Raw genomic sequence first — 13,658 nt, 5'->3', positions numbered from 1 at the left:
CGCCCGCGCCGTCCCCGCCCGAGCCGTGCCCATCCGCGCAGGATCCGCCCGAGGCACGTCCGGTCGCGGCGGGTCTCCGCCGTGACCGGACGCGCACCGTCCCCCGGGTCGGCGGCCCGTTCCTGGGACGGGGGACGCGTCACCAAGGCCGGGTCACCTGGCGATCCAGGTGCCGTGGAAGTAGGGCAGGCCGTCGGCGGTGAAGGCGGACCCGGCGACCTTGCCGGACACCCCCATCAGCGTGACGTAGTCGAAGACGGGGAACACGGTCGCGTTCGCGGTGAGCCGCCGCTCGGCCTCGGCGTACAGGGACGCGCGCCGGCCGGGGTCCAGCGTCGCGGCGGCCTGCCCGAGGATCCGGTCCACCTCCGGCAGCCTGACCCGGCTGAAGTTGTCGGTGGAGCCGGAGCGGAAGAAGCTGCGCAGCAGGTCGCCGTCGTCGCGCACCATGCTCTGCTGGGTGATGCCGTAATCGCCGGTCGTCAGCGCGGTGACGGCGGCGCCGGTGGCGAGCGGCCGCAGTTCGAGCCGGATCCCGGCCCGCTTCAGCTGCTGCTGGATGAGCTGCTGAAGGGCCGCGACCTGGGCGTCGGCGGGCGCGCGGTACGGCCAGTCGATGCTCAGGCGCTTCCCGCCCTTGGTGCGGTAGCCCTCGCCGTCCCGTCCCGTCCACCCGCTCTGGTCGAGCAGCCTGGCCGCGGCCGCGGGATCGGGCGGCGGGACGGACCTGCTGTAGCCGATCGTGGGCCGGGTGAGCAGCCCGTACGCGGGCGGGAACAGGCCGTGGTGGACGGCCCGGACGACCTGGCCGGCGTCGATGGAGCCGCTCACGGCGCGGCGCACGGCCACATCGTCCAGCGGGGCGCGGCCGTTGTTGAAGACCATCGTGAACGGCATGCCGGGCTGCGGCGCGGTCAGCACCCGCCGCCCCGCCGCCCTCAGCGGGGCCACCTGGAGCGCCGGCACCGCGGTGATCGCGTCGGTCTGGCCGCTGCGCAGCCGGCCGGCCCGCACGCCGCCGTCCGGGACGATGCCGAGGGTGACCGAGTCCAGGTACGCCGGGCCGCCGTGGGCCGCGACCGGCGACGCCCACGCGTATCCCGGACGACGCCGCAGCACGACGCTCTTCTGCGGCGTGTAGGACTCCATGACGAACGGCCCGCTGCCGACCACCTTGGCGCAGGTGGCCTTGGTGCCGGCCGCGAAGCTCCGCGGCGACTGGATCCCGAGGAACCCGGTGCTCGCGGCCTGCAGGAACGGGGCGTTCGGCGCCGTGAACGAGACGGTCACCGCGAGCGGGCCGGTCACCTTGGCGCCCGCGTACCCCTGCATCAGGCTCGACGCGAACAGCGAGTGGGTGGACGGCGCGACGATCCGATCGAGGTTGGCCTTCACGGCTGCGGCGTCGAGGGGCGTCCCGTCGCTGAAGGTGACCCCGGGCCGCAGCTGGAAGGCGAACCGCCTGGCCTGGTCCGAGACCTGCCACGAGGTGGCTAGCCACGGCTTGAGCGCACCCGTCTTGGGATCCTGGGCGATCAGGCCGTCCAGGACGTCCCGGGTCGCGATCTGGGTCGTCCCGGTGGGGCTCTGGTGGGGGTCGACGCACCGGGGGTCGGCCTCAAGGTCGACCCGCAGCGCGCCGCCGCGGACCGGCGGCCCGCTCGCCCCGGTCGTGGTGGCCGAGCCCGACGAGGAGCAGCCGGAGACCAGCGTGATGAGTGCCAGGCCCCCGAGGGAGCACCGGGCGAGCTTGGAGCGCATCGAGATCCTCCCGTAAGCCCTAATCGAGCGGTCGCCAGGCCGGGAGTTTCTCTCCGGCCTCGATGGCGAAGGGCAGCGCGTTGCCCGCGGGGGCGAGGGCGCAGGTGGTGTGGTCGGTGAAGGTGCACGGGAGGTTCATGGCCCGGTTGAAGTCGAGCAGGAACTCGAAGTTCTCGCCCTCCCGGCCCTCGGGCCACCGCACCGCGAGGAGCCGGACCGCGAACGTGGTCTTGCCGCTGGTCAGGTCCCGGAACGGGATGTGCAGCTCGCCGACCGCGCTGGAGTAGACCTCCAGGCTGTACTCGCCGCCCTCCAGCTCGACCACCACGCGGCCGAACACGGTGAGGTTCTTGCGCAGCGTCTCGACCACCGTGCCGAAGATCTCCGGACGGCCGGTCTCGTACCGCTCGAACCGGGCGGGCACGACCCAGCGCGGGTCGGGGTCGTAGGCGGGGATGCCGTCGAAGCCGGTGTGGGCGGGGGAGCCCGGGTCGCGGGGCTGGATCGCGACCTGGGCCGGCTCGTTGCCGACCGCCGGGTACGCCATGACGCCGATCGCGACCCGGCCGTGCTCCACCAGAGGCCCCCCGCGTGCGACGATCGGGATGGTCGCCTCGCCGTCGACGAGCCTGCCGCCGACCCGCAGGCCGGCGCGCGCCTCCGCCTCGACGACGACGCCGTCCGGCGTCAGCCGCCAGCGGCCGGGCACGGTGTCGAAGGTCTGCGGCTCGTCCAGGAGCCAGTGCAGGCCCTTGGGCGCCAGGAGCCCGTACGGCTTGCGCAGCTTCTCCAGGCGGTCCTGCCGCCACGCACGCCATTCCCGCGCGAAATCGGTCTCGGTGATCGTCATCTGCATCCTCCTCGCAACAGGCGAGCGTGGCAGCCGCCTCTCGACAGGGACTCGAAGGCCGCTAGAGGACCGCTGGAGCGCCGCCCGGCGTCCAGTCGCCCTGGGCGCGGGTGTGCAGGAGCGTGTAGAAGTCGGGGGCGACCTCGGTCAGCTCCCTCAGCTCCAGGAAGAGCGCCTTCACCTCGTCGGTCATCGCGTCCACGGCGTCCTCGTGGTCCTTCATGGAGTCCCACTCCGCGACCATGCAGTAGCGCTCGGGGTTCTCCGCCGAGCGGAAGAAGCGCAGGGCCACGAAGCCGGGCCGGCCCGCCATGTGCCCCATGATCTGGTCGACCACCTTCTCGAACCGGCCCGCGTCGCCGGTCACCCTGATCGGGTTGATCATCGTGATCATCTGGTCGTCTCCTCGCCCGTGCCCGCCGCCCCCGCGGCGGCCGTCGTCGCCTCCGCAGGCGCCTTCGCCAGCGCTTCCAGTACCGCGTTCTGCCTGATGTCCCGCTCGACGGTCAGCTCCTCGAAGGTCCGGCCGCCGTAGGCGGTGTCGGCCTGCTCGACGAGGAGCCGGACGGTCTCCTCGTCCATCGCGGGACGGCCGAGCTGCTCCCAGCCCGCCTCCAGCCCGACGCCCAGGTGCGACAGCCAGTGGCGGAGCCCGCCCGGCCCGCCGCCGAGGTGGAAGGCGAGGAACGGGCCGACGGTGGACCACCGCAGGCCGATGGAGGCCGTGACGATCTCGTCGAGCTCGCCGACGGTCACCACGCCCTCGCGGACCAGGTGGATGCTCTCGCGCAGCAGCGCCGACTGGAGGCGGTTGGCGGCGAACCCCAGGATCGGCTTGCGCAGGACGACCGGGACCTTGCCCACCGACCGGTAGAACTCCGCGGCCCGCTCGACCAGCTCGGGCCGTCCGCCGACGACCTCGACCAGCGGGACCACGTGCGGGGGGTTGAACGGATGCCCCACGACGACCCGGTCCGGCTCCCTGAGCCCGGTGCCGAGGACCGCCGGCGGGATCGACGAGGTGGAGGACAGCAGCAGGGCGCCGGCGGGGGCGGCCTTCTCGATCCGGCCGAACAGCTCCTGCTTGAGCCGCGCGTCCTCCGGGGTGTTCTCCTGGACGACGTCGGCGTCGGCGACCGCCTTCTCCAGGTCGGATTCGAGCTCCAGCCTGCTGAGCAGGTCGGCGGGGTCCGCGCCGCCGGGGACGCCCGGCGCGTGCAACTCGACGGCCTTCCTGACGACGTCGGCCGCCTCGGGATTGCGGCTGTTGACGCGGACGGTGAGCCCACTTGCCAGGAACAGCGTGGTCCAGCCGAGGCCGATCGTCCCCGCGCCGATGACGGTGACGGTGCCGCTGCTCGTGCTCATGCCATCTCCTTCCTTGAGGCGAGAAGCTGCTGTGCGTAGATGGTTCCGGCGGTCTCCATGCGGAGCGCCACGTGGCTTGCGGCGGTGTTCACGTCCCGCCAGAAGCGCTGCAGGGGATGGTCCTGGGCCTGGCCCGCGGTGCCGACCGCGCGGAAGAGCCGGTCGGTCGCGCCGACGAGCAGTTCCACCGCCAGGCAGTTGTCGCGGGCGTTGCGGGCGGCGTCGGCGGGGGTGACGCCGCCGCCGTCCAGGCCCGCCGCCGCCCGGTCGAGCAGCAGCGCCGCCGCGTCGATCTCGCCCGCCGCGCGGGCCAGCGCGAGGAGCGCGGCCGCCGAGGGCGACCGGCCGGACATGATCTCGGCGGCGGAGTGGTGCGCGCCGGTGGCGGCGCCGAGGATCGGCGTCGCGAACGGCAGCCCGTTCACCGCGCGCATCGGCACGGTGTGGCAGGGGGCGCCGGAGCCGACCGGACGGCCCGCGAAGGCGCTGTCCCGCAGGAACGCCCGGTGCTCGGGGACGAACACGCCGTCCAGGACCAGGGTGTTGCTCGCGGTGGCGCGCATGCCCGTGCTGAACCAGGTGTCCTCGATCGTGAAGTCGCTCCGGGGGACCGCGAAGAACCGGATCTCGTCGCCGTCGGCCGGGCCGCAGACGAGCGCCCAGTCGGCCGAGTGGACCGCGCTGGTGTAGCGCCACGTCCCGGTCAGCCGCGTGCCGCCGGGCACGGCGACCGCCTCCCCGGTGGGGACGAGCCCAGCGACGACGAGCGTGTCCGGGCCCTGCTCCCACAGCTCCCTTTGCCCCTGCTCGGGCAGGAACGCCCCGAACCTGGCCGAGTGGGCGTACAGCGACGCGCACCAGGCGGCGGACGCGCAGCCCTCGCCGACGGTCGCGACCGCCCGTCCCAGCTCGGTGAGCCCGCCGGCCGTGCCGCCCCACCGCGCGGGCACCAGATGGCGGGCGAACCCGGCCGCCACCAGCGCGTCGACCACCTCGGGGGGCAGCCGGCGCGCGTTCTCGGCCTCGGCCGCGTGGGTGCCCGCGACGATCCTGGCCTTGTCCATGTCCGACAGCGGCATCCGGTCTCCTCCGCTCGGTCCCGTCCGACGAGGGGAGTGTGCGGACGTCCGCTAGAGGCCCGCTCGACGGCCGCTGGACCCCTCACCTGGTCGATCGGTTCTCAAGCCGGTCTCCATCCGGGCTCTATCCGGACCGCGCACGCTCCCTCTCGTCCGGTTCGGACACGACCGACGAGACCTAAGGGGCTGCGATGGCACCGCCGTTGAGTGCGGACCTGTACGTGGAGGTCCAGACCTTCTACGCGCGCCAGATGCGGGCGCTCGACTCCGGGAAGCTGGAGGACTTCGCCCAGAGCTTCACCGAGGACGGCGTCATGCGGCACGTGTCCCGCGACGACCACGTCCAGGGACGCGAGGCGATCCTCGCCATGCTGCGCGCCGGGCTGCCCGCCTACGACGGGTTCATCCCCCGGCACTGGTTCGACAAGTTCCTGATCGAGACGGTCGACGCGGACACGGTGCGCACGGACTACTACGCGATGGTCACCATGACCGACGCCAAGGGCACCGTCGTCCTCCAGCCGACCTGCGTCGTCGAGGACGAACTGGTCCGCGTCGACGGAACCCTGCTGCTCAAGTCCCGGGTGATCCGCCGTGACGACCTGCTCCTCCGCTAGCGCCCGGCGGGCCGTCATCACCGGCCTGGGGGTGGTCGCGCCCGGCGGCGTCGGCACCAAGGCGTTCTGGGAGATGCTCACCGCGGGGCGCACGGCCACCCGCCCCATCACCCTGTTCGACGCCTCCCCGTACCGCTGCCGCATCGCGGCCGAGGTCGACTTCGACCCCGAGCGCGAGGGGCTGTCCCCCAAGGAGATCCGCCGGATGGACAGGGCCGGCCAGTTCGCCCTGGTGGCCACGCGCGAGGCCCTCGCCGACGGCGGGCTCGACGGCGACGGCGCCGCGGGGCTCGACCGGTCGCGGGCCGGGGTCAGCCTCGGCAGCGCGATCGGCTCCTCCACCCGGATGGAGGAGGAGTACGTGGCGATCAGCGACGGCGGCCGCGACTGGCTGGTCGACCACCGCTTCGCCGCGCCGTACAGCTACTCCTACATCGCCGTCAGCTCGCTGGTCACCGAGGTGGCCTGGGCGGCGCGCACCGAGGGCCCGGCCGTGGTCGTCTCGGCGGGCTGCACCTCGGGCCTGGACGCGGTCGGGCACGCGGTGCAGCTCATCGAGGACGGCACCGCCGACGTCATGATCGCCGGTTCCACCGACGCCCCGCTGACGCCGATCACGATGGCGTGCTTCGACGCGCTCAAGGCCACCACCCCCCGCAACGACGATCCGGCGGCCGGCTGCCGGCCGTTCCACCGCGACCGGGACGGGATCGTCCTCGGCGAGGGCGCCGCGATGTTCGTGGTCGAGGAGTACGAGCACGCCCGCAGGCGCGGGGCCCGGATCCGCGCCGAGGTGCTCGGGTACGCCAACCGCGCCAACGCCTACCACATGACGGGGCTGCGCCCGGACGGGGCGGAGCTGGCCGAGGCGATCCGCGCGGCGCTCGGCCAGGCGCGGCTCGACCCGTCCGACATCCGCTACGTCAACGCCCACGGCTCGGGCACGCGGCAGAACGACCTGCACGAGACGGCCGCCGTGAAGCGGGCGCTGGGCGCGCACGCCTACGACGTGCCGATGAGCTCGATCAAGTCGATGGTCGGCCACTCGCTCGGCGCGATCGGCGCCATCGAGATCGCCGCCTGCGTGCTGGCCATCGAGGACGGGATCGTCCCGCCCACGGCCAACCTGACCGTCCAGGACCCCGACTGCGACCTGGACTACGTGCCGCTGGTGGCGCGCACCCAGGACATCGGCGCGGTCCTCACGGTCGGCAGCGGCTTCGGCGGGTTCCAGACGGCGATGGTGCTGTCCGAGGCGGGGCGGGCGGCATGACCGTCACCGCCCCGGCGACCGCCGCCCGCGCCGCCGCGTCCACCGTCCGGACGGTCGTGACCGGCCTCGGCGTGACGGCGCCCAACGGCGTCGGGACCGAGGAGTACTGGCAGGCCACGCTGGCGGGAAAGAGCGGCCTCGGCCCCATCACCCTGTTCGACGCCTCGCCCTATCCCGTCCGGCTGGCGGGCGAGGTCGCGCTCGACGCGACCGAGTACGTGCCCGGCAGGTTCCGGGCGCAGACCGACCACATGACGCACCTGGCCATGTCGGCCACCGTCATGGCGCTCGCCGATGCGGCGGTCGACCCGGCGGCGCTGCCGGAGTTCGACATGGGCGTCACGGTGGCCAACTCCTCCGGCGGCATCATGTTCGGCCAGCGCGAGCTCCAGCGGCTCTGGTCGCAGGGGCCGACCTACGTCTCGGCGTACATGGCGGTGGCCTGGTTCTACGCGGCCACCGCGGGGCAGCTGTCGATCCGGCACGGCATGAAGGGGCCCGCGATGGTGCTGGCCTCCGAGCAGGCGGGCGGGCTGGACGCGGTCGGGCACGCCAGGAGGCAGGTCCGCCGCGGCACCCCGCTGGTCGTGGCGGGCGGCAGCGACGCGTCGCTGTCGCCGGGCGGCCTGGCCTTCCAGATCGCCACCGGGATGCTCAGCACCCGCGACGACCCGGCCCGCGCCTACCTGCCGTTCGACGGCGAGGCGTGCGGCTACCTGCCGGGCAACGGCGGCGCGATCCTCATCCTGGAGGACGCCGAGGCCGCCGCCGCCCGCGGCGCGCCCCAGGTCTACGGCGAGATCGCCGGCTACGCCGCGACCTTCGACCCGCAGGTCGGCGACGGCGAGCCGGGGCGGGCGGTCGGGCCGCTCGACCCGCCGCGCGGCGACGGCCGCGCGCCGCGCCTGCGGCGGGCCGCCGAGCTCGCCATGGCCGACGCGGGGGTCGGCCCGCGCCAGATCGACGTGGTCTTCGCCGACGGCTGGGGCCTGCCGGGGCCCGACCGGGAGGAGGCCGAGGCCATCACCGGGCTGTTCGGCCCGCGCGGGGTCCCGGTCACCGCGCCGAAGACGATGACGGGCCGGCTCTACGCCGGCGGCGGCGCCCTGGACCTGGCCGCGGCCCTGCTGGCGATCCGGGACGGGATCATCCCGCCGACCGTCAATGTGACGCGTCCCGCGCCCGGCATCGACCTCGACCTCGTCCTCGGCGAGCCGTGCCCCCGGACGATCCGCAACGCCCTGGTCCTGGCGCGGGGGCTGGGGGGCTTCAACTCCGCGGTGGTCCTCACCGCACCGCACTAAGGAGAGTCAAATGACCGTTTTCACCGCCACCGAGCTCAAGGACATCATGCTGAGCACCGCCGACGGGGCCCCGATCGACCTGGACGGCGAGTTCCTGGACACCCCGTTCACCGACATGGACTTCGACTCCCTGGCCGTCCTGGAGATCGCCACCCGGGTGCAGCAGGACTACCACCTGGCGATCCCGGACGAGGCCGTCGCCGACCTGACCACCCCGCGCGACGTGCTCGACTACGTCACCCAGCGGCTGCGCGAGAGCGCCTGAGACGATGAGCGCCCCCCTACGCACCCCGCCCGCCCGGCACAGCCGCATCCTGGGGCTCGGCGTGCACCGGCCGGAGCGGTCGGTGCCCAACGCCGAGATCGCCGGGCGGCTCGGGCTGGACGAGGACTGGATCGTCAAGCGCTCGGGCATCCGGCGCCGCGGCTACGCCGGGCCGGAGGAGACGCTGGCCGTGATGGCCACCGACGCGGCGGCGAAGGCGCTGGCCGCCGCAGGGGTGGAGGCGGCTCAGATCGGCTGCGTGGTGGTCGCCACCACCACCCACCTCAGCCAGATGCCCTCGCTCGCCGCGCAGGTCGCGCACGCGCTCGGCGCGACGTCGGCGGCGGCCTTCGACGTGCTCGCCGCCTGCGCGGGCTTCCCCTACGGGCTCGCGCTGGCCTCGTGCATGGTGCAGGCCGGCACCGCCGGGCACGTGCTGATGATCGGCGCCGAGCGGATCACCGACATCCTGGACCCGGACGACCCGTCCACCGCCTTCCTGTTCGCCGACGGCGCGGGCGCGGTCGTCGTCGGACCGTCCGAGCGACCCGGCATCGGCCCGGTCGTGTGGGGCAGCGACGGGTCCCGGGCGGACGCGGTCGGCATGACCGGGCACTGGGACCCCGCGCTGCGCGAGGACCCCGACCTGCCGTGGCCGCGGCTCGGCATGTCCGGCTGGCGCGTCTACCGGTGGGCGAGCACCGAGCTCGCGCCGGCCGCCCGCCGGGCCGTCGAGGAGGCGGGGCTCGCGATCGGGGACATCGACGCCTTCGTCCCGCACCAGGCCAACATGCTCATCATCGACGAGCTCGCCGAGCAGCTCGGGCTGCGCGACGACGTGGTGATCGCCCGCGACATCGCCGACAGCGGCAACACCTCGGCGGCCTCCATCCCGCTCGCCCTCGACCGCCTGCTGGCCTCGGGCGAGGCGGCGAGCGGCATGACGGCGCTGACGATCGGCTTCGGCTCGGGTCTGGTCTACGCCGGCCAAGTGATCGAGATCCCCTGAGCCGAAGGCCGGGGACGACGCGGAGAGGAAACCAGGTGACAGAAGAGGGCCACATGATGACAGAAGAGGGCCACATGCTTACAGAAGAGGACAACAGGGTCGCGGTGGTGACCGGCGCGACCAGTGGGATCGGCCTGGAGACGGCCAGGACCCTGGCCGAGCGGGGCCTGCGGGTGTTCATCTGCGCCCGGTCGGCGGACGGGGTCGCCGCGACGGTCAAGGACCTGGCCGCGGACGGCCTCACCGTCGACGGGACGGCGTGCGACGTGCGCTCGGCCGCCGAGGTGCGAGCGCTGGTCCGCGCCGCGGGCGACCGGTTCGGGCCCATCGACATCGTGGTCAACAACGCGGGCAGGGGCGGCGGCGGGGTCACCGCCGACCTGACCGACGAGCTCTGGGACGACGTCATCGACACCAACCTCGGCGGGACCTTCCGGGTCACCCGCGAGGTGCTCAAGACGGGCGGGCTGGCCGGCCGGCCATGGGGACGGATCATCAACATCGCCTCGACCGGCGGCAAGCAGGGGGTCGCCTACGCCGCCCCCTACTCGGCCGCCAAGAGCGGCGTGATCGGGTTCACCAAGGCGCTCGCCCTGGAACTGGCGGGCTCCGGGATCACCGTCAACGCCGTCTGCCCCGGCTTCGTCGAGACCCCGATGGCCGCCGGGGTGCGGGAGCGTTTCGCGGCGGGCTGGCAGGTCTCCGAGGAGGAGGTGCTGAAGCGCTTCCTCGCCAAGATCCCGCTCGGGCGGTACTCGACCCCGCAGGAGGTGGCCGGGCTGGTGGGCTACCTCGCCACCGACACCGCGGGCTCGATCACCGCGCAGGCCCTCAACGTCTGCGGCGGGCTCGGCAGTTACTAGGCGGCAGGTACCAGGCGGACTGGGCAGCTACTGAAGGGACGGACCGGTGACCGTTTCACCCGTCGTCAGGGAGACCGAGCACACCATCACGGTGCCCGCGCCCGCGGACACCGTCTACGACCTGATCGCCGACGCCGGCCGCTGGCCCGCGATCTTCACGCCCACCGTGCACGTCCAGTATCTGGACACCGCGCCGGACGGCGAGGAGCGCCTGCGCATCTGGGCGTTCGCCGGGGGCGGCACGGACGTGCGCGGCTGGGTCTCCCGCCGCGCGCTCGACTTCGAGGCCCGGCGGGTCGCCTTCCGGCAGACCGAGCCGGCGCCCCCGGTGGCCGCGATGCGGGGCGAATGGCTGGTCAGCCCGTCCGGCGCCGAGAGCTCGGAGGTCGCCTTCCGGCACTGGTTCTCCGCCGCGGGCGACGACCCCGGGATCCTCGACAAGATCGAGGAGGTCGTGGACCGCAACAGCCGGGCGGAGCTCGACTCGCTCCGGCGGGCCGCCGCGCAGCGCCACCGGCTCGCCGACCTCATCGTCGACTTCGAGGACGAGGTGTTCATCGCCGCTCCGGCGCGGAAGGTCTACGACTTCCTCGCCAGGGCGGGGGACTGGCCCGAGCTGATCCCGCACGTCGCCAGGGTCGAGCTGACCGAGGACGCCGCCGGCGTCCAGATCCTGGAGATGGACACCCGGGAGAGCGCGGGCGACCCGGACCGGACCGAGGTGCACACCACCGTCTCGGCCAGGGTCCTGCTTCCCCCCGACTCCATCGTCTACAAGCAGACGGCGCTCCCGGACTTCCTGTCCGCCCACGTCGGCTCCTGGGTCCTGCGCGAGGACAAGCGCGGGGTGACGGCGGTCGCCCGGCACACCGTCGTGCTCAAGGAGGAGGCCATCACCCGGGTGCTCGGCCCCGGGGGCACCGCCGCCAAGGCGGGCGACCTGGTGCGCCGCTCGATCGGCGCCAACAGCGTGGCCACCCTCCGGCGGGCGCGTGAACTGACGGAAGGCGCAGAAGGCGCGGAAGGCAAGGAGAGCGCGAGATGAGAGTGATCGACCTATCCACGACGATCGACGCCGAGCGGTGGGAGCCCGACGAGCTCAGCCACAAGGCCATGTCGGCGAAGGAGGGCGCGGTCCACATGACGGCCGCGATGCGCGAGCACCTCGGCCTGGAACTCGACCCGGACGAGCTGCCCGACGGGGAGTTCCTGACCAACGACTTCCTGTCGCTCAGCACGCACATGGGCACCCACGTGGACGCGCCCTCGCACTACGGCTCGCGTCCCACCTACACCGACCGGCCCCGCGACATCGACCAGCTCCCGCTGGACTGGTTCCTGCGCCCGGGCTTCGTCCTCGACCTCACCGACGTGGGCACGGGGACGGCGGGCGTCGCGCACCTGGAGAAGGAGCTCCAGCGCATCGGCTATCGGCCCCGGCCGTTCGACATCTGCCTGCTGCACACCGGCGCGGAGGCGCGCATCGGCACCCCCGGGTACTTCACCGACTTCACCGGCCTGGACGGCCCCGCCACCCACTTCCTGCTCGATCTGGGGATCAAGGTCATCGGCACGGACGCGTTCAGCCTGGACGCGCCCTTCCCGTACATCATCAAGACCTACCGGGAGACCGGCGACCGCGGGGTGCTGTGGCCCTCGCACTTCGCGGGCCGCGACCGCGAGTACTGCCAGATCGAGCGGCTGGGCGGGCTCGGCGCCCTGCCCGAGCCGTTCGGCTTCCGCGTCGCCTGCTTCCCGACCAAGATCGCCCGCGCGGGCGCCGGCTGGACGCGCGCCGTCGCGCTGCTGGACCGGTGACCGGGACCGCCGGGGCGCCGCGGTGGCGGACCCGCTGACCGCCCCCGCACCGGCCGCCGCGCCGCCCGTCAGCCCCGTACCCGTGGCCTGAGAGGGGACCCCCGAATGACCACCGACCGCGCGGCCATCGAGCCGTTCACCGACGAATTGCTGCTGCGCCGGACCATGGGCCGGTTCGCCACCGGGGTCACGGTCATCACCACCGTGCAGCCCGACGGCACGCCGGTCGGGTGCACGGTCAGCGCGTTCTGCTCGCTGTCCCTGGACCCGCCGCTGGTGCTGGTCTGCATCGGCAAGAACCGGAGCATGTGCCACGCCCTGCCCACGGCTCCCGGCTACGTCGTCAACATCCTGTCCGCCGACCAGCATCCGGCGGCCCTGGCCTTCTCGCGCTCGGGCCGAGGTCCGTTCGGCGCGGTGGCCACGACCCCGGGCCCGTACGGCATCCCGCGACTGAGCGGGGCCCTGGCCCACGTCGAGTGCGACGGCTACGACGTCCTGGACGGCGGCGACCATCTGATCGTCCTCGGCCGGGTCACCGGCCTCGCCGTCGCCGAGGGCCGGCCGCTCCTGTACTACCAGGGCCGGTTCATGAACGTCCCGGAGGGGTGCGAGCTGTGAGCGCCCTGCTGCGGGTGCGCGACCTGAAGGTCGTCTACCGCGGCTCCCGGGGCGCGGTCGCCGCGGTCGAGGGCGCGAGCCTGAGCGTCGGGCCCGGCGAGGTCGTCGCGCTCGTCGGCGAATCGGGCTCGGGCAAGAGCACCCTCGCGCACGCGGTCCTCGGGATCCTGCCGGCGGGCGCCCGGATCGAGGGCGGCTCGGTGGGCTTCGGCGGGACCGACCTCACCGCGCTGGGCGAGCCCGCGTGGCGGACGGTGCGCGGCCGCTCCATCGCGCTGGTGCCGCAGGACGCGGGCGTGTCCCTCAATCCGGTGGCCAGGGTGGGGGCGCAGGTCGCCGAGGTGCTGCGCGTCCACGGCCTCGCCGACCGGTCCGCCGCCCCGTCCCGCGCGGTGGAGCTGCTGGAGCGGGCGGGCCTGCCGGACGCGGCCCTGCGGGCGCGGCAGTACCCGCACGAGCTGTCGGGCGGGATGCGCCAGCGCGTGCTGATCGCCATCGCGCTGGCGGGCGACCCCCGGCTGATCGTGGCGGACGAGCCGACGAGCGCCCTCGACACCACCGTCCAGCACCGGATCCTCGACCATCTCGACGGCCTCGCCCGGGAGTCGGGCACGGCGGTGCTGCTCATCACCCACGACCTCGCCGTCGCGCGCGACCGGGCCGACCGCGTCGCGATGATGGCCGGGGGCCGGGTGGTCGAGGAGGGCCCGGCGCGGCGGCTGCTCGCCTCACCTGAGCATCCGTACACGCGCGCGCTCGTCGCCGACGCTCCCGCGCTGTCCGGCCTGGGCCTGCGGACCGCCGAACGGCCGCCCGCGCCGGACCCGCCC

General features: G+C 73.9%; 15 protein-coding genes. 10 read left to right on the top strand and 5 right to left on the bottom strand.

Annotated elements, in window-relative coordinates; genetic code table 11:
* Positions 1 to 153 precede the first annotated feature (153 nt).
* The 5 genes from E1298_RS33990 to E1298_RS33970 form a co-directional block, all read right to left on the bottom strand.
* Positions 154 to 1,761 carry an ABC transporter substrate-binding protein gene (locus E1298_RS33990; RefSeq protein WP_131900653.1) on the bottom strand — a complete coding sequence of 536 codons (1,608 nt, stop codon included), beginning with the start codon at positions 1,759 to 1,761 and terminating at the stop codon, positions 154 to 156.
* Between the two features lie 19 nt (positions 1,762 to 1,780).
* Positions 1,781 to 2,611 carry a DUF1684 domain-containing protein gene (locus tag E1298_RS33985; protein WP_131900651.1) on the bottom strand — a complete coding sequence of 277 codons (831 nt, stop codon included), beginning with the start codon at positions 2,609 to 2,611 and terminating at the stop codon, positions 1,781 to 1,783.
* A gap of 61 nt (positions 2,612 to 2,672) precedes the next feature.
* A complete protein-coding gene (locus E1298_RS33980) occupies positions 2,673 to 3,005 on the bottom strand; it encodes an antibiotic biosynthesis monooxygenase family protein (protein ID WP_131900649.1) in 333 nt (110 codons plus the stop codon).
* The gene (locus E1298_RS33975; protein ID WP_131900647.1) at positions 3,002 to 3,979 is read right to left on the bottom strand and encodes a 3-hydroxyacyl-CoA dehydrogenase NAD-binding domain-containing protein; all 978 of its coding nucleotides are present in this window, start codon (positions 3,977 to 3,979) and stop codon (positions 3,002 to 3,004) included. Before E1298_RS33975 ends, E1298_RS33980 begins: the two co-directional genes overlap by 4 nt.
* A complete protein-coding gene (locus E1298_RS33970) occupies positions 3,976 to 5,058 on the bottom strand; it encodes an acyl-CoA dehydrogenase family protein (protein WP_131900645.1) in 1,083 nt (360 codons plus the stop codon). The genes E1298_RS33975 and E1298_RS33970 overlap by 4 nt, the downstream gene beginning before the upstream one ends.
* 191 nt (positions 5,059 to 5,249) lie before the next feature.
* On the opposite strand from E1298_RS33970, the gene E1298_RS33965 reads away from it, so the two are divergent.
* From E1298_RS33965 to E1298_RS33920, 10 genes are all read left to right on the top strand, one after another.
* A complete protein-coding gene (locus E1298_RS33965; RefSeq protein WP_131900643.1) occupies positions 5,250 to 5,675 on the top strand; it encodes a nuclear transport factor 2 family protein in 426 nt (141 codons plus the stop codon).
* The gene (locus E1298_RS33960; RefSeq protein WP_131900641.1) at positions 5,653 to 6,948 is read left to right on the top strand and encodes a beta-ketoacyl-[acyl-carrier-protein] synthase family protein; all 1,296 of its coding nucleotides are present in this window, start codon (positions 5,653 to 5,655) and stop codon (positions 6,946 to 6,948) included. The genes E1298_RS33965 and E1298_RS33960 overlap by 23 nt, the downstream gene beginning before the upstream one ends.
* Positions 6,945 to 8,252 carry a ketosynthase chain-length factor gene (locus E1298_RS33955; RefSeq protein ID WP_131900639.1) on the top strand — a complete coding sequence of 436 codons (1,308 nt, stop codon included), beginning with the start codon at positions 6,945 to 6,947 and terminating at the stop codon, positions 8,250 to 8,252. The genes E1298_RS33960 and E1298_RS33955 overlap by 4 nt, the downstream gene beginning before the upstream one ends.
* 10 nt (positions 8,253 to 8,262) lie before the next feature.
* Positions 8,263 to 8,517, top strand: coding sequence for a phosphopantetheine-binding protein (locus E1298_RS33950; RefSeq protein WP_207944994.1), 255 nt, complete (start codon positions 8,263 to 8,265; stop codon positions 8,515 to 8,517).
* Between the two features lie 4 nt (positions 8,518 to 8,521).
* Positions 8,522 to 9,526 (top strand): beta-ketoacyl-ACP synthase 3, encoded by a 1,005-nt coding sequence (locus E1298_RS33945; RefSeq protein ID WP_131900637.1) that lies wholly within the window; start codon positions 8,522 to 8,524, stop codon positions 9,524 to 9,526.
* Between the two features lie 74 nt (positions 9,527 to 9,600).
* Positions 9,601 to 10,389, top strand: coding sequence for a 3-oxoacyl-ACP reductase FabG (fabG, locus tag E1298_RS33940; protein WP_131900635.1), 789 nt, complete (start codon positions 9,601 to 9,603; stop codon positions 10,387 to 10,389).
* A gap of 46 nt (positions 10,390 to 10,435) precedes the next feature.
* The gene (locus E1298_RS33935) at positions 10,436 to 11,434 is read left to right on the top strand and encodes an aromatase/cyclase (RefSeq protein ID WP_131900633.1); all 999 of its coding nucleotides are present in this window, start codon (positions 10,436 to 10,438) and stop codon (positions 11,432 to 11,434) included.
* On the top strand, positions 11,431 to 12,207 hold the full coding sequence (locus tag E1298_RS33930) for a cyclase family protein (protein WP_131900631.1): 777 nt from the start codon (positions 11,431 to 11,433) through the stop codon (positions 12,205 to 12,207). Before E1298_RS33935 ends, E1298_RS33930 begins: the two co-directional genes overlap by 4 nt.
* 105 nt (positions 12,208 to 12,312) lie before the next feature.
* Entirely contained in the window at positions 12,313 to 12,828 is a 516-nt protein-coding gene (locus E1298_RS33925; protein WP_207944993.1) for a flavin reductase family protein, read from the top strand.
* The coding region (locus E1298_RS33920; RefSeq protein ID WP_131900629.1) for an ABC transporter ATP-binding protein at positions 12,825 to 13,658 on the top strand (834 nt) is incomplete at its 3' end. The genes E1298_RS33925 and E1298_RS33920, both read left to right, overlap by 4 nt.

This window comes from Actinomadura rubrisoli (assembly GCF_004349215.1).
Taxonomy (GTDB): domain Bacteria; phylum Actinomycetota; class Actinomycetes; order Streptosporangiales; family Streptosporangiaceae; genus Spirillospora; species Spirillospora rubrisoli.
Note: the sequence above shows the minus strand (reverse complement) of the source record. Positions and strands in the feature narration are given on the sequence as shown.

Excerpts from the sequence above, each read along its gene's own strand:
- E1298_RS33985 (WP_131900651.1), bottom strand. The coding sequence starts at position 2,611 with ATGACGATCACCGAGACCGATTTCGCGCGGGAATGGCGTGCGTGGCGG.
- fabG (WP_131900635.1), top strand. The coding sequence starts at position 9,601 with ATGCTTACAGAAGAGGACAACAGGGTCGCGGTGGTGACCGGCGCGACC.
- E1298_RS33970 (WP_131900645.1), bottom strand. The coding sequence starts at position 5,058 with ATGCCGCTGTCGGACATGGACAAGGCCAGGATCGTCGCGGGCACCCAC.
- E1298_RS33980 (WP_131900649.1), bottom strand. The coding sequence starts at position 3,005 with ATGATCACGATGATCAACCCGATCAGGGTGACCGGCGACGCGGGCCGG.
- E1298_RS33955 (WP_131900639.1), top strand. The coding sequence starts at position 6,945 with ATGACCGTCACCGCCCCGGCGACCGCCGCCCGCGCCGCCGCGTCCACC.
- E1298_RS33965 (WP_131900643.1), top strand. The coding sequence starts at position 5,250 with ATGGCACCGCCGTTGAGTGCGGACCTGTACGTGGAGGTCCAGACCTTC.
- E1298_RS33950 (WP_207944994.1), top strand. The coding sequence starts at position 8,263 with ATGACCGTTTTCACCGCCACCGAGCTCAAGGACATCATGCTGAGCACC.
- E1298_RS33930 (WP_131900631.1), top strand. The coding sequence starts at position 11,431 with ATGAGAGTGATCGACCTATCCACGACGATCGACGCCGAGCGGTGGGAG.
- E1298_RS33990 (WP_131900653.1), bottom strand. The coding sequence starts at position 1,761 with ATGCGCTCCAAGCTCGCCCGGTGCTCCCTCGGGGGCCTGGCACTCATC.
- E1298_RS33925 (WP_207944993.1), top strand. The coding sequence starts at position 12,313 with ATGACCACCGACCGCGCGGCCATCGAGCCGTTCACCGACGAATTGCTG.
- E1298_RS33975 (WP_131900647.1), bottom strand. The coding sequence starts at position 3,979 with ATGAGCACGAGCAGCGGCACCGTCACCGTCATCGGCGCGGGGACGATC.
- E1298_RS33945 (WP_131900637.1), top strand. The coding sequence starts at position 8,522 with ATGAGCGCCCCCCTACGCACCCCGCCCGCCCGGCACAGCCGCATCCTG.